This window comes from Alkalihalophilus sp. As8PL (assembly GCF_040939795.1).
Lineage (GTDB): Bacteria > Bacillota > Bacilli > Bacillales > Bacillaceae_D > Alkalihalophilus > Alkalihalophilus lindianensis.
Genome location: NZ_CP162551.1, coordinates 1,428,255 through 1,441,252, shown reverse-complemented (window position 1 = coordinate 1,441,252; position 12,998 = coordinate 1,428,255). Strand labels below are relative to the sequence as shown.

Below are 12,998 nucleotides of genomic sequence, written 5' to 3'. Positions count from 1 at the left end.
AAGACCTAGCCTGGGCTAGGTCTTTCCACATAAGGTGGGGGAGGGTGATGCTCATTGCTTGTTAGGCTAGGCGGGGGAGTTGTACGGTGCTCAATCCGTACGTCTTAGCGCCTGTCTACTTAATAATTACCCCGCACTATTTCAATTAAAACCTAAAAATAAATCTTTTTTTTAAAATTAATTAGATTGTTTAATCGTTACAATGTTTTTATCACCGTGAGTCATTGTGGAAGTCTCTTTAACTTGTACGAATTCATGATCAGTTAAATTTGTAAATACGACAGGTGTGATAATAGACGTTGCATTTTCTTCAATAAAACGTAAGTCAAAGCGAAGCAATTCTTGGCCTTGTTTGATTTGATCTCCTTCAGTTACAAGAGCCTCAAATCCTTCACCTTTTAAGTTCACTGTATCTAGCCCAACGTGAATCAACACTTCTTTTCCTTCCTCCGTAATAAGTCCAAGAGCGTGCTTTGTTGGGAATAGTGTAACGACTTTACCAGTGATTGGTGAGTAGACAATGCCCTCTGTAGGCTCGATAGCAAAACCATCACCCATCATTTTTTGTGAGAATACTTGATCAGGTACTTCTGCGATAGGAACAACTTTACCTGAGATTGGCATGGCAAAATCAACATCTCCTGCGACAACTTCTACTTCCTCAGGTGTATCTTCGATGATCGGTGTACGTCCACTAATGATGTCTTGCATCTGTGTTTTGATTTGATCTGAACGAGGACCAAAGATCGCTTGAACGTTGTTACCCATCTGCATGACACCGGATGCGCCGAGTTTCTTTAATGTATCTTTTTCAACATGTGCCACATCTTTTACACTGACACGAAGACGTGTAATACATGCATCTAGGTTGACTAAGTTTTCTTTTCCGCCAAGTGCCTTCAGAACGTTGTAAGGAAGGTCTCCAGCTGAAACGCTTGTTGTACTTTCATCTTCTGTTACTTCTTCACGACCAGGCGTCATAAGATTGAACTTCTTAATCGCAAAGCGGAATCCAAAGTAGTAGATAAGTGAGAAAGCAAGACCTACAGGAATAACGAGCCACCAGTCTGTACGGTTGGGAAGTACTCCAAATAAGAAGAAGTCAATAACCCCACCAGAGAAGGTCATTCCAATTTTAACATCTAGAATTTGCATAATCATAAAGGATAGACCGGCAAATACTGTATGAATAGCAAAAAGTACTGGTGCTACGAACAAGAAACTAAACTCGATTGGTTCAGTAATCCCTGTTAAGAATGATGTTAGGGCCGCTGAACCCATAATTCCTGCGACAACTTTCTTTTGTTCAGGGCGAGCACAATGATAGATTGCCAATGCTGCTGCAGGAAGACCGAACATCATGAATGGGAATTTACCCGTCATAAATGTACCTGCTGTAAGCTCTACACCGTCACGAATTTGAGCAAAGAAGATCGTTTGATCACCACGAACAACTTGACCAGCTGCGTTAGTGTATTGACCAAATTCAAACCAGAAAGGTGAATAGAAAATGTGATGAAGACCAAATGGAATTAATGCACGTTCTATTACCCCGAAAATAAAGGCCGATAACGTTTGATTAGACTCTACCATCAAGTACGATAGATTATTCAACCCTATTTGAATGGTTGGCCAAATCCAATATAGAATAACACCGATAAATAGTGCGAAAAATGCTGTTGCAATTGGAACAAAACGCTTACCTGCAAAGAAGCCTAGGTAAGATGGTAACTCAATGTTAAAGAATTTCTTATAGGTGTATGTGGCGAGCAAGCCGGCTATAATTCCGCCGAAGACGCCTGTTTGTAAAGTTGGGATACCTAATACGGAAGATATACCAGGATCTGCTCCGATCATTTCTGGCGTCCATTCTCCGTAACCACCAAGGACGCTCATCGTTACATTCATAATCAAGTAACCAATTAGAGCGGCTAGGCCTGCAACCCCATCTCCATTTGATAGACCGATGGCTACACCGACTGCAAATAATAATGCTAAGTTAGCAAAGACGATGTCTCCAGCGCTTTCCATCACACTAGCTAGTAAGACAATCCACTCCGCTGTTAAGAAAGGGAGTCTTGCTACTAGATCCGGGTTTTGTATGGCATTACCTAATGCAAGTAGAATACCTGCAGCAGGAAGTAATGCAACCGGAAGCATTAACGCTTTACCTACACGTTGCAGCACACTAAAAGACTGTTTAAACATGTGACATTCCTCCAATTTTTCATAGTTTCAAAGCTGAAATAGGTGATTTATACAACAAAAAAGACATGAGTGGAAAAAACGAACACATCAATTGATAGAAGACGTACTTCTCGTTCAATTCATGTGTTCGTTTTCTTTTCCTCTCATGCCTGCATAACCAGTAACACGTTAAAAAGAAACGTCATTAATGAAATTATTATTGTTTTGATAAACGTTGGAGATGAAGAGTCAAATATACTGCCTCAGCATCTGGAACCGTTTTCTTAAGTGATTGTTGCATAATCTTAATCAGCTTCCAAGACAGATTGTAGCATACAGGATATTCAGATTGCAAGACACTTTTTAAAGCTTCTTGATTGTCATCATATTGTTCATTATTAATACGTTCTATGGCATGATGAAGGTGACGGACAAGGCGCAAGTAATCAACATCTTTACGGTCAATCTCAATCGCAAGGGAGCCTTCAATTACCTGTACCAGTTCTCCGATAAGGCGTGTATGACGGTTTACCTCTTGAAGTGGGCGTCTTGTTAGCGCACTATGGATGTGAAGAGCTACAAAACCAATCTCTCCTTGTGGGATGGCAAGGTTAAGTTCTTTGTTCATGTATTTTATAATATCAGAGGCCATTTCAAATTCATCTGGATATGCTAGCTCCGTTTCAGGAAGGAAGGGGTTCTTTATATCAAAACCTTGATGTAGGCGCTTGAGTGCATAAAATAAATGATCCGTCAAAGCAATATGAATGTGTTCATGTAAGCGTACTTTAAAGCGTTCTTCGATCATTGATATAACATCATCCATCAGACCAATAAATGCTTCATCAACATAGTCAAGTAATTGCTTGTACTGCTCTTGCTCTTTTTCTTCTTTTAACACAAAAAACTTTTCAGCTACATCGCCCGCAACGGGTTCACCAGGTTTTTTACCAAATCCAAGACCTTTGCCAATCAAAATCACTTCAGCATAGTCTGGATGCTCTGCAATAAGCACATTGTTATTCAGTACTTTTTTAACGGTAAGCATGAGGGTCCTCCTTTCGTCAAGAATAAGACGGTATCATAATAGCTTTTTTTGATTGTTAAGGTCAATAAAAAGAAATTTTTCTTTACAGGAATTGAGAGACTCGCAATAGCTGAAAAATTAGAAAAGGATAGAGGATCACTAATTATTAGGAGGTTTATTTCTTGAAAAATAAAGATACACAAGCTGTTGTTTTGTTCGATGGCGTATGCAATGTATGTAATGTAGCGGTTGATTTTATATTAAGAAATGAAAAAGATGAGTATTATCAATTCGCATCTCTTCAGTCCGAGATAGGAGCTCAAATAAAACGAAAGTATGAAATTTTGGATTCCGTTGATTCTATTATTGTAATAGAAGATGGGCATGCTTATACATATAGTGATGCTGCCCTTAAAATTGTGCCCCGTCTGCAACAGAAATGGCATTTTCTAAAGGTAATTAAATGGCTTCCTAAACCTGTGCGTGATGGATTATATCGTCAATTTGCCAAACAAAGGTATCGCCTCTTTGGAAAACGAGAAGTATGTAGAATTCCTACTAGTAATGAGAGAGAGCGTTTTCTTTCTTAATATAGTTCGAATGGTAAGAAATTTCCGGTTGTTCTTGCAGTAACGCTTTGCTACTATAGGGAAGTTATTATTTATTAACTCATTTAAAAGGTGGCCGCGTTGAAGTGATAAAGAAAGATCATGTCACCTAAGAATAGTCAGCAAAGATTGGAGTTGAAAAGGTTGAAACAACAAGAACAATGGTCGTCGAAGTTAGGGTTTATATATGCGACTGCAGGAACAGCGATCGGCCTTGGGGCAATTTGGAAGTTTCCTTATGTTGCAGGAACAAGTGGTGGGGGTGCATTCTTTTTATTATTTATTTTATTTACTGTGTTAATTGGTTTGCCTCTATTAATCGGTGAATTCTTACTTGGACGTCACACTGGAAAAGATGCAATATCGACATACAAACAATTAGCACCTAAGTCAGCTTGGGCTATTACCGGCTGGATTGGGGTCATCACTTGCTTTATTGTTTTGTCTTTTTACAGTGTAGTCGGTGGTTGGAGTTTACTTTATTTGTTTCATGCGATAACCGGGCAATTATCAGGGTTAACTGTTGATCAATATGGAGAGCGTTTTGGAGAAATTATTTCAAATCCAATTCCTACACTAGGAGCTCAACTTCTTTTTATTGTGTTAACCATCGTTGTGGTAGCAAAAGGGATTCAAAAAGGGATTGAGCGAGCAAGTAAAATTATGATGCCGGCTCTCTTTATTTTATTAATTGTCATTGCGATTCGTTCTCTTACATTAGAAGGGGCGATGGATGGCGTACGCTTTTTATTACTCCCTGACATGGCAAATGTAAGCTCTGATACAGTTCTCTTTGCATTAGGACAAGCATTCTTTGCGCTATCATTAGGAGTTTCGATTATGGTAACCTATAGCTCTTATGTTCCGAAAACGCAGAGTCTTCCATTATCAGCCGTTTCAATAGGGGTTATGAATGTATTTGTAGCTCTTTTATCAGGTCTTATTATATTTCCAGGTGTATTTACGTTTGGTCTTGAGCCAAGTGAAGGGCCGCCACTTATCTTTGTTGTTTTGCCAGCCATTTTTGAGCAGATGGTCTTTGGAGAACTATTCTTAGTTGCCTTTTTCATCTTGTTTGTATTTGCAGCTTTAACTTCAGCCTTTTCAATGCTTGAGATTATTGTGGCAACTCGAGTGAAAAAAGATATAAAAAAACGCCCTCGTGTCAGCTGGGCAGTTGGTCTTCTTATCTTTGTACTAGGGATTCCAGCTTGCTTATCTTATGGAGCGATGGCTGATGTGACCATTGCAGGTCGAACCTTCTTTGATGCGGCTGATTATTTAGCTAGTAATATTTTGATGCCTTTTGGAGCGCTGCTTATTTCTATCTTTATTCCGCTGAAATTATCTAAGACAGCATTATTTGCAGAATTAAAGCAAGGATCATCCGTTGGTTCAAAAGTATTCATCGTGTGGTATATACTTTTAAAATACGTTACACCGATTGCCATTATTGTGGTATTTATTGATGCGATTGGTATATTTAATTAAAGCAGAGGAGCGGTTATCATGACCGTTTCTTTTTATTTTTTCTTAAATGGCTAAATTTTCTGATTCATTTATGTTTTTCAAATGCGTATAACATGTTAAAATGAAAAAATAGATAGATGCATTAGGTGGCATCATGAGGAGGGGACAGAATGGAGAATAACAAATTTCAAGCTTATCTAAGTGAACGATTAGAAAAAGCAAAGCAACAATTTGAGAGAACAATTGATTGTAAACACACGGAATTTGACGATCTTTACCCTTATATGACCGAACAACCTCAGTTCTTTTGGTATAAACGATACGTAGCATGGCAAGAGTTATTAACGGTTGTGAGTATATTGGATGACAATGAAATGGACTGGAAGCCAATGTTTACAGATAAACAATTAAGTTATGTGGAAGCACGAATCTTGGATGCGAAAGTACTTGATGATTGGTATGAAGTTCAAGAAGAGAAAGAGCCCGAACAATCTGCACAAAATGAATAACGCGATACCCCCTAAGTGTTGGGCTTAGGGGGTTACTTATGCGATGGAGTTGAAGAATGTTGAGAAGACTGGTGTATATCCTTGTAGCGATAGGATTTGTTGGACTCACTCAAGCGTGTACAAGTGAAGAGCAGCCAATAGTAGAAGAAGACCTAATAACAGAAGATGAAGAAACCTCAGAGGGGGAGTTTGCAGGAGACGAGATGCCTTCTGTGGATGAAAGTGTGGAAGTAGAAGAGAGTCAGTCAATTGATCTAGAAGAGTATAATCGTGAAGCCCAGCAGTGGGGCGAGAATGTCGATGGGGTTAAGACTCGAATTGATACAGAAGAGAAAAAAATGGCACTCACTTTTGATGCATGCGGTGGGCAGTATGGAAATGGTTATGATCAAGAGCTTATTTCGTTTCTGGAGGAAGAACAAATACCTGCTACTTTATTTATCAATCAAAGATGGATTGAAGAACAATCTGAGTTATTTTTAGAGCTTGCCGAAAATCCACTGTTTCAAATTGAGAATCATGGAACAGCGCATGTCCCTCTTTCGGTGAACGGGGGAGCAGCTTGGGGAATAGAAGCGACCCAAAGTCCTGAAGAAGTAAAGGCGGAAGTACTAGGCAATCATGAACGAGTATTGGAATTAACAGGAAGGAAGATGTCGCTATTCCGTTCTGGTACGGCTTTTTATGACGAAGTAGCAGTTGAGTTGGTTAATGCTTTAGGCTATGAAGTGGTCAACTTTGATATCCTAGGTGATGCAGGTGCTACCTATACTGCTAAGCAAGTGGAGAGTGCGTTACTTGGTTCAGAGAATGGGGCGATTGCATTGTTGCATATGAATCAGCCGGAAAGCGGTACAGCTGCTGGTGTCAAAACAGCGGTGCCGAAGCTTCGGGAACAGGGGTATCAATTTGTACGGCTAGATGGAGAAAAACTTGAGTAAGGTGAGGGAATTATTCCCCCACCTTATTTTTATTTTAAACGGCCACGGTTTGGACAATTTCTACTAATCGTTTCGCTAATTCATCAAGTTGTGCTTTGGTTGTATTTTTTCCAAACGATAGTCTGAAGTAGCGATGAATCTCTTGTTTGTTTTTTTGTAAAGCGACCATTGTCCGCGAGGGATCTTGTTTCCCAGATTGGCAGGCTGAACCTGTCGAAATAGCGATATGATAACGATCGAGTCTCTGCATCATAAGCTGACCTTCGATTCCCGCAATGGAAACGGCTAAAATGGACGGCAATTGTGTGTCAACATCCTCCCCACCATCGACGGTAAATTGAATACCGCTATCCTTAAGTTTCTTCAATAAATATTTTCGCAACTTCCAAAATGAATCTAATTGTTTATCCATCCGCTCATGGATGTGGACAGCTGCCGTAGTAAATGCAGCAATTCCTGGTAAGTCAATCGTCCCATGACGGAAACCTTCCTGATGTGAAGTGAGCGGATGGACAGGTTGCCATGGCGTATCTTTATTCATAATGACGGCACCGATTCCTTTAGGTCCGTAGATTTTATGGCTGGAGACGGTGATCGTATCAACAGGTAAATTCTCAAGGTCAAGCGGTACCTTGCCAAATGATTGAACGCAATCACTGTGGAAAATGATGCGGTGACGTCGGAGGAGTTGACCAATCTCTTTTATTGATTGAATCACTCCAATCTCAGAGTTCACATGTTGAATGGAAGCAAGTATCGTATCTTTACGAATAGAATTCTTCACTGTATTTAGTAAGATCGTACCATCGGATTGAACAGGCAAATAAGTGACGTCTCTCCCTTGGTCTTCTAAACGTTGAAAAAAGGAAAGCACCGACGGATGTTCAATCGAGGAGGTGATTACGTGATTGCCTTTATGTTTATTCGCTTTATATAGACTCTCCAATGCAAGTAGATTGGCTTCTGAACCACTCCCAGTAAAATACACAGCTTCAGACTCTCCGTTGACGACTCGTGCCAGTTCTTTTTTACAAGTGTAAAAGAGCTGCCGTGCTTTTTCTCCTTCTTCATGCAGGCTCTCTGTATTTGCGAAATAATGTTCACTTGTTTTTAGCCAAGCCTCAATGGCTTCCTTTGATATAGGGGTCGTTGCCGCATGGTCTAAATAGATCAATTTCATTCCTCCTATTAGTTAGCTCTTGTCATAAGTTTAGTTTTATGTAAATATAGGTGTCAAGACACATGTAAAGAATAGGTGATTACATGTTAAAAACAGATATCTTAATTATTGGCGCAGGCCTTGCTGCTATTATGACAGCATTAAAGGCCTCTGAGCGTTATAAAGTAACTCTAGTAATCAAAGGGTCAAGGAAAAGTGGAAACTCATGGCGAGCGCAAGGGGGGATTGCCGCTGCTCTTTCATCAGTCGATCACCCCGAGCTCCATTACCAAGATACGATGAAGGCGGGCTGTGATCAAAATGATCCTGAGCTAGTCAAAATTCTTGTTCACGAAGGACCGAAACGGTTAAAACATTGGATGGAAAAAGGCCTTGCTTTTGATACAAAAGAAGATGGGACCCTCGCACTCGGGAGAGAAGGGGCCCATTCACAGCGTCGAATTGTTCACAACGATGGTGATCAAACGGGAAAGGTATGTATGGAGTACTTTTGGAAGCTACTTGAAAAAAGGGATGTGACGATTCTTGAAAACCATCAAGCCATTGATTTGGTCATAGGAGCTCATGAATGTGTTGGGGCAACTTTTCACGGACCGAATGGTCAAGTGGTAACAATCCGGGCAAGTGCTACTGTACTAGCAACAGGAGGAATTGGTGGATTATTTGAAGCGACAACAAATGACCCAACACTAGTTGGAGATGGATTGGCGATGGCGCTGCGCGCAGGAGCTACATTACGAGATTTAGAGTTTATTCAATTCCATCCTACGCTCATTTATTCACAAAGTAAGGTGATAGGGCTGGCATCAGAAGCCTTGCGAGGTGAAGGGGCCTTTTTGGTTAGTGAGGCTGGACAGTTAATTATGGAAAGTGTACATCCATTAGGAGATTTAGCCCCTCGAGATGTCGTGGCTCGTGTGATTCAAGGGTATGTTCATCGTGGTGAGCAAGTCTTTCTTGATACCTCAATGATTCACAAGTTTGAAAAGCGATTCCCGCAGATAGCTGCGCTTTGTAAAAAAGGGAAGGTAGATCTCTCGCAAAAGAGGATTCCTATTCGACCAGGCGCTCACTTTCATATGGGTGGAGTCGAAACGGATGAATTTGGCAAAACGTCTATCCCTCATTTATATGCAGTGGGAGAGGTTGCTGGAAACAATGTGCATGGGGCGAATCGTCTAGCGAGTAATTCATTATTAGAAGCGATTGTTTTCGGTGAGAGATTAGGTGAATACTTAGCAAATTTAGCACTAAGACCAAAGTTACCAACATTGTTCTCAGTAAACCACAAGGAGCAAAAGGTAACGCCAAAACTTCCGAATGTGAATGAAGTAAAAAAGCGAGTCTCACATGCATTAAATATTACGCGGAATGAAGCGGATCTGAAAGAGCTACTTCACTGGTTGAGTCAATATGAGCCGCTAAGTGAGAAAAAGTATAATCGAACCTTGTGGTCTAGGAAAAAGATCACAAGTGACAATATGCGAATCGTCGCAAGTTTATTAGCAACAGCCGCACTCGATCGAAAAGTGAGTTGTGGTGCTCATGAACGAAGTGATACCGGGAAGCTACATGTGGTAAGGGACGTACAGACGGTCATATCATAGGAGGGGTGTTGGGGATGAACCGATTATTAGTGAAAGAACAGTTAAAAACATTTTTTTGTGAAGACATTGGGCACGGAGATGTGACCGCAGAAGCGATGTTTGATGCCGAAACAGGAATTGCTTTGTTTCGTGCAAAGGAAGCGGGCATCTTCTGTGGCGAGATTATTTTGCAGACTGCTTATGAGCTTTTTCATCCGACTATAGAGGTTAAGGTTCATAAAAAAGATGGAGAAGAGCTGAGGACTGGAGACGTTCTGGCTGAGGTACAAGGTCCGATTGTTGATTTGCTCAGTTCTGAACGAGTCATTCTTAATCTTATTCAACGTCTATCAGGAATTGCTACACAGACTTATACGGCTGTTCAAGAGGTGAAGGGCTCGTCTGCGCGTATTTGTGATACGCGAAAAACGACGCCTGGGCTACGAATGTTAGAAAAGTATGCCGTCAAATGTGGGGGTGGCTTCAACCATCGTTTTGGGCTAAATGATGCCGTATTAATCAAAGACAATCATATTGCTCAATGTGGTGGATCGATTTCTCTAGCGATTCAGAAGGTAAGAAGCAACATTGGTCATATGGTTAAAGTTGAGGTTGAGGTGGAGTCTCGTGATCAAGTATTAGAAGCCATTGTAGAAGAAGTAGACGTGATCATGTTTGATAACTGCAGTCCGGTGGAAGCGGCAGAATGGAAAAAGCTTGTTCCACCATCGATTATCGTCGAGGTATCGGGGGGCATTCGTCATGAACTTTTGCATGCCTATGCCGAAAGTGGAGTCGATTATATTTCAATGGGTGCTCTGACTCATTCGGTCAAAGCACTTGATATTAGTCTTGATGTGAGCGTGAAAGAAGGTGTCACCCATGCTTAAAATGGATATTTTCGAGCAGGCGCAAACGATGCTACCTGCACACTATAAGCAGATGAGTGATGAAGAGCTAATTGCTCGTGCCCATAAACGAAAACATGAGTTAGGCCCAGATTTATTTATTCCAGGACACCATTATCAAAAAGATGAGGTAATTCAGTTTGCCGATGTCACAGGCGACTCTCTTCAACTAGCAAAAGTCTCTGCGACGAATCCCCATGCAAAATATATCGTGTTTTGTGGTGTCCACTTTATGGCTGAGACCGCTGATATTTTAACAAACGAAGATCAAACCGTCATACTACCTGACATGCGAGCTGGCTGTTCAATGGCTGATATGGCCACACGACAGCAGACTGAAATCGCCTGGGCAAAGCTGGCTGAGCAATTTGGCGACTCGATTATTCCGATTACGTATGTGAATTCATCTGCTGAGATCAAAGCCTTTGTGGGAAGGCATGGAGGCGCGACGGTCACCTCATCGAATGCAAAAGAAATGTTGCAGCGGGCCTTTGCACAAAAGAAACGGATTCTATTCTTGCCTGATCAGCATTTAGGTAGAAATACAGCTTATCAACTAGGAGTGAACCTAGAAGAGATGGTCGTGTGGAACCAGAAGACAGAGCAATTAGAGAACATGCATCCAATGAAAGAAGCGAAGATGATTTTGTGGAAAGGGCATTGCTCGGTTCATGAGAAATTTCGCTTAGAACATATTGAGCAGATTCGTAAAGAAGAACCTGATCGAAGAATTATTGTTCATCCCGAATGTACATGGGAAGTGACAACAGCAGCTGATGATGCAGGGTCCACTAAATACATCATCGAACAGATTGAAGCTGCACCGAGAGGCAGCAAGTGGGCGATAGGAACTGAGATGAATTTAGTGAAACGATTAATAAATAATAACCCTCACCTCTCAATTCAATCACTAAATCCTGATTTATGCCCTTGTTTAACGATGAACCGGATTGACCTGCCCCATTTCGTCTGGACCCTTGATGTGATTGCTAGTGGAACACCACAGAATGTTATTCGTGTAGAACCAGACGTAGCGAGGGAAGCGCAGCTTGCAATTGAGAGAATGTTTCTGTCTTTATAATATAGTACGAAGCTATCAGCATATAGATGTTGATAGCTTTTTTAGTGTGGAGATAATAAGAGTGACCGACTTGGTTGGTAGTGATATAATGACATAGTTTTAAATTGATCTAGAGTGGCAAGGGGGGATTGGATGAGAGAGACAAAGACGATTCGGGAGAAAGTACAACTGCTCCTAGTAGTCATGTTGCCTATTCTTATCACACAGCTAGGGTTGTATGCAATGAACTTTTTTGACACGACGATGTCTGGGCAAGCAGGAGCCTATGATTTAGCGGGTGTGGCAATTGGTTCAAGCTTGTGGTTACCTGTTTTTACGGGTTTAAGTGGTGTGTTATTAGCGATCACTCCGATGATTTCTCAAAGTATAGGAGCAGGCAATAGAGAAGAGGTTCCGTTTACAGTCGTACAAGGGTTATACGTAGCTCTTGTTTTATCCATTGTCATTATCATCTTTGGTGGACTTGCTCTTAAACCTGTGCTTGGTTTGATGTCGCTTGAGCCAGAAGTTCATCGTATCGCCTATCACTATTTGATCGCACTAGGTTTTGGTATCATACCTTTATTCATGCATACTGTTTTGCGCTGTTTTATTGACTCGTTAGGGCAGACGAGGGTGACGATGTTTATCACCTTGCTTGCACTGCCAATTAATATATTTTTTAACTACGTGCTGATTTTTGGAAAGTGGGGTTTCCCGGAACTAGGGGGCGTCGGAGCAGGCATAGCTTCGACTATTACGTATTGGTGTATTTTTTGGGTCACTGTTTATTTCGTCTCACGTGTTGAGCCTTTTTCGATCTACCGTATATTTAAAACTTTTTACGGTGTGTCGCTTGCCAAATGGAGAGAATTATTAGTACTCGGTTTACCGATTGGCTTTACAATTTTCTTTGAAACGAGTATCTTCGCAGCGGTGACATTATTAATGAGTGAATTTGACACAGCGACGATTGCGGCACACCAAGCGGCGATTAATTTTGCATCATTTTTATATATGATCCCACTCAGTATCGCCTTTACATTAACGATTGCTGTTGGATATGAAGTAGGGGCTAAGCGTTTCTACGATGCGAAGCAATACAGTAAAATGGGAATCTGGATTGCCGTGGGAATGGGGGTTGTGGCTGGTTTAATTATCTATGGCTTACGTGAGCCTGTTTCTGGGCTGTATACGAATGATCCAACTGTAGCAAGACTCATTCAAGCCTTCTTAATATACTCGATCTTCTTCCAATTATCAGATGCGATTGCCACCCCTATCCAAGGTGTTTTACGTGGGCATAAAGATGTGAACATTCCATTTGTAATGGCGCTCGTTTCATTTTGGCTGATCGGTTTACCGACTGGTTATGTTTTAGCAAACTATACAGCATACGGTCCATTTGGTTATTGGATTGGGCTGATCACAGGTTTAGCCGTATGTGCAGCGGCCCTATTATGGAGGCTGCGTGTGGTTGAAGAACGTGTGAAGGTTGAATTAACTCAAGGAAAATAGAAGA

At 41.1% G+C, this 12,998-nt stretch carries 11 protein-coding genes; 8 read left to right on the top strand and 3 right to left on the bottom strand.

Translation table 11 applies throughout. The annotated features are described in order from the left end of the window. Nucleotides 1-177: 177 nt before the first annotated feature. Together ptsG and AB3N04_RS08880 are read right to left on the bottom strand one after the other, a co-directional pair. On the bottom strand, nucleotides 178-2,208 hold the full coding sequence (gene ptsG, locus AB3N04_RS08885) for a glucose-specific PTS transporter subunit IIBC (RefSeq protein WP_368505691.1): 2,031 nt from the start codon (nucleotides 2,206-2,208) through the stop codon (nucleotides 178-180). A 196-nt stretch (nucleotides 2,209-2,404) separates the two neighbouring features. After that, on the bottom strand, nucleotides 2,405-3,235 hold the full coding sequence (locus AB3N04_RS08880) for a glucose PTS transporter transcription antiterminator GlcT (RefSeq protein ID WP_317122995.1): 831 nt from the start codon (nucleotides 3,233-3,235) through the stop codon (nucleotides 2,405-2,407). A gap of 161 nt (nucleotides 3,236-3,396) precedes the next feature. On the opposite strand from AB3N04_RS08880, the gene AB3N04_RS08875 reads away from it, so the two are divergent. The 4 genes from AB3N04_RS08875 (at nucleotide 3,397) to AB3N04_RS08860 (ending at nucleotide 6,742) form a co-directional block, all read left to right on the top strand. After that, a complete protein-coding gene (locus AB3N04_RS08875; protein ID WP_368505690.1) occupies nucleotides 3,397-3,804 on the top strand; it encodes a thiol-disulfide oxidoreductase DCC family protein in 408 nt (135 codons plus the stop codon). A 162-nt stretch (nucleotides 3,805-3,966) separates the two neighbouring features. Then, on the top strand, nucleotides 3,967-5,313 hold the full coding sequence (locus tag AB3N04_RS08870) for a sodium-dependent transporter (RefSeq protein WP_368505689.1): 1,347 nt from the start codon (nucleotides 3,967-3,969) through the stop codon (nucleotides 5,311-5,313). A gap of 149 nt (nucleotides 5,314-5,462) precedes the next feature. After that, on the top strand, nucleotides 5,463-5,801 hold the full coding sequence (locus tag AB3N04_RS08865) for a hypothetical protein (protein ID WP_317122998.1): 339 nt from the start codon (nucleotides 5,463-5,465) through the stop codon (nucleotides 5,799-5,801). 56 nt (nucleotides 5,802-5,857) lie between these two features. Beyond that, the gene (locus AB3N04_RS08860) at nucleotides 5,858-6,742 is read left to right on the top strand and encodes a polysaccharide deacetylase family protein (protein WP_368505688.1); all 885 of its coding nucleotides are present in this window, start codon (nucleotides 5,858-5,860) and stop codon (nucleotides 6,740-6,742) included. A gap of 34 nt (nucleotides 6,743-6,776) precedes the next feature. On the opposite strand, the gene AB3N04_RS08855 is transcribed toward AB3N04_RS08860, so the two are convergent. After that, a complete protein-coding gene (locus AB3N04_RS08855; protein WP_368505687.1) occupies nucleotides 6,777-7,916 on the bottom strand; it encodes an IscS subfamily cysteine desulfurase in 1,140 nt (379 codons plus the stop codon). An 89-nt stretch (nucleotides 7,917-8,005) separates the two neighbouring features. Between AB3N04_RS08855 and nadB the strand changes: the two genes are divergently transcribed. From nadB to AB3N04_RS08835, 4 genes are all read left to right on the top strand, one after another. Then, nucleotides 8,006-9,529, top strand: coding sequence for an L-aspartate oxidase (gene nadB, locus AB3N04_RS08850; RefSeq protein WP_368505686.1), 1,524 nt, complete (start codon nucleotides 8,006-8,008; stop codon nucleotides 9,527-9,529). Nucleotides 9,530-9,543: 14 nt separating this feature from the next. Continuing rightward, nucleotides 9,544-10,398, top strand: coding sequence for a carboxylating nicotinate-nucleotide diphosphorylase (nadC, locus tag AB3N04_RS08845; RefSeq protein ID WP_368505685.1), 855 nt, complete (start codon nucleotides 9,544-9,546; stop codon nucleotides 10,396-10,398). Nucleotide 10,399: 1 nt separating this feature from the next. After that, on the top strand, nucleotides 10,400-11,497 hold the full coding sequence (gene nadA / locus AB3N04_RS08840) for a quinolinate synthase NadA (protein ID WP_368506017.1): 1,098 nt from the start codon (nucleotides 10,400-10,402) through the stop codon (nucleotides 11,495-11,497). A 132-nt stretch (nucleotides 11,498-11,629) separates the two neighbouring features. Beyond that, the gene (locus AB3N04_RS08835) at nucleotides 11,630-12,994 is read left to right on the top strand and encodes an MATE family efflux transporter (protein ID WP_368505684.1); all 1,365 of its coding nucleotides are present in this window, start codon (nucleotides 11,630-11,632) and stop codon (nucleotides 12,992-12,994) included. Nucleotides 12,995-12,998 lie beyond the last annotated feature (4 nt).

Bases quoted from the DNA above. Each gene is read 5' to 3' on its own strand.
- nadC (WP_368505685.1), top strand. From the start codon at position 9,544: ATGAACCGATTATTAGTGAAAGAACAGTTAAAAACATTTTTTTGTGAA.
- nadB (WP_368505686.1), top strand. From the start codon at position 8,006: ATGTTAAAAACAGATATCTTAATTATTGGCGCAGGCCTTGCTGCTATT.
- AB3N04_RS08835 (WP_368505684.1), top strand. From the start codon at position 11,630: ATGAGAGAGACAAAGACGATTCGGGAGAAAGTACAACTGCTCCTAGTA.
- AB3N04_RS08865 (WP_317122998.1), top strand. From the start codon at position 5,463: ATGGAGAATAACAAATTTCAAGCTTATCTAAGTGAACGATTAGAAAAA.
- AB3N04_RS08860 (WP_368505688.1), top strand. From the start codon at position 5,858: ATGTTGAGAAGACTGGTGTATATCCTTGTAGCGATAGGATTTGTTGGA.
- AB3N04_RS08880 (WP_317122995.1), bottom strand. From the start codon at position 3,235: ATGCTTACCGTTAAAAAAGTACTGAATAACAATGTGCTTATTGCAGAG.
- ptsG (WP_368505691.1), bottom strand. From the start codon at position 2,208: ATGTTTAAACAGTCTTTTAGTGTGCTGCAACGTGTAGGTAAAGCGTTA.
- nadA (WP_368506017.1), top strand. From the start codon at position 10,400: ATGGATATTTTCGAGCAGGCGCAAACGATGCTACCTGCACACTATAAG.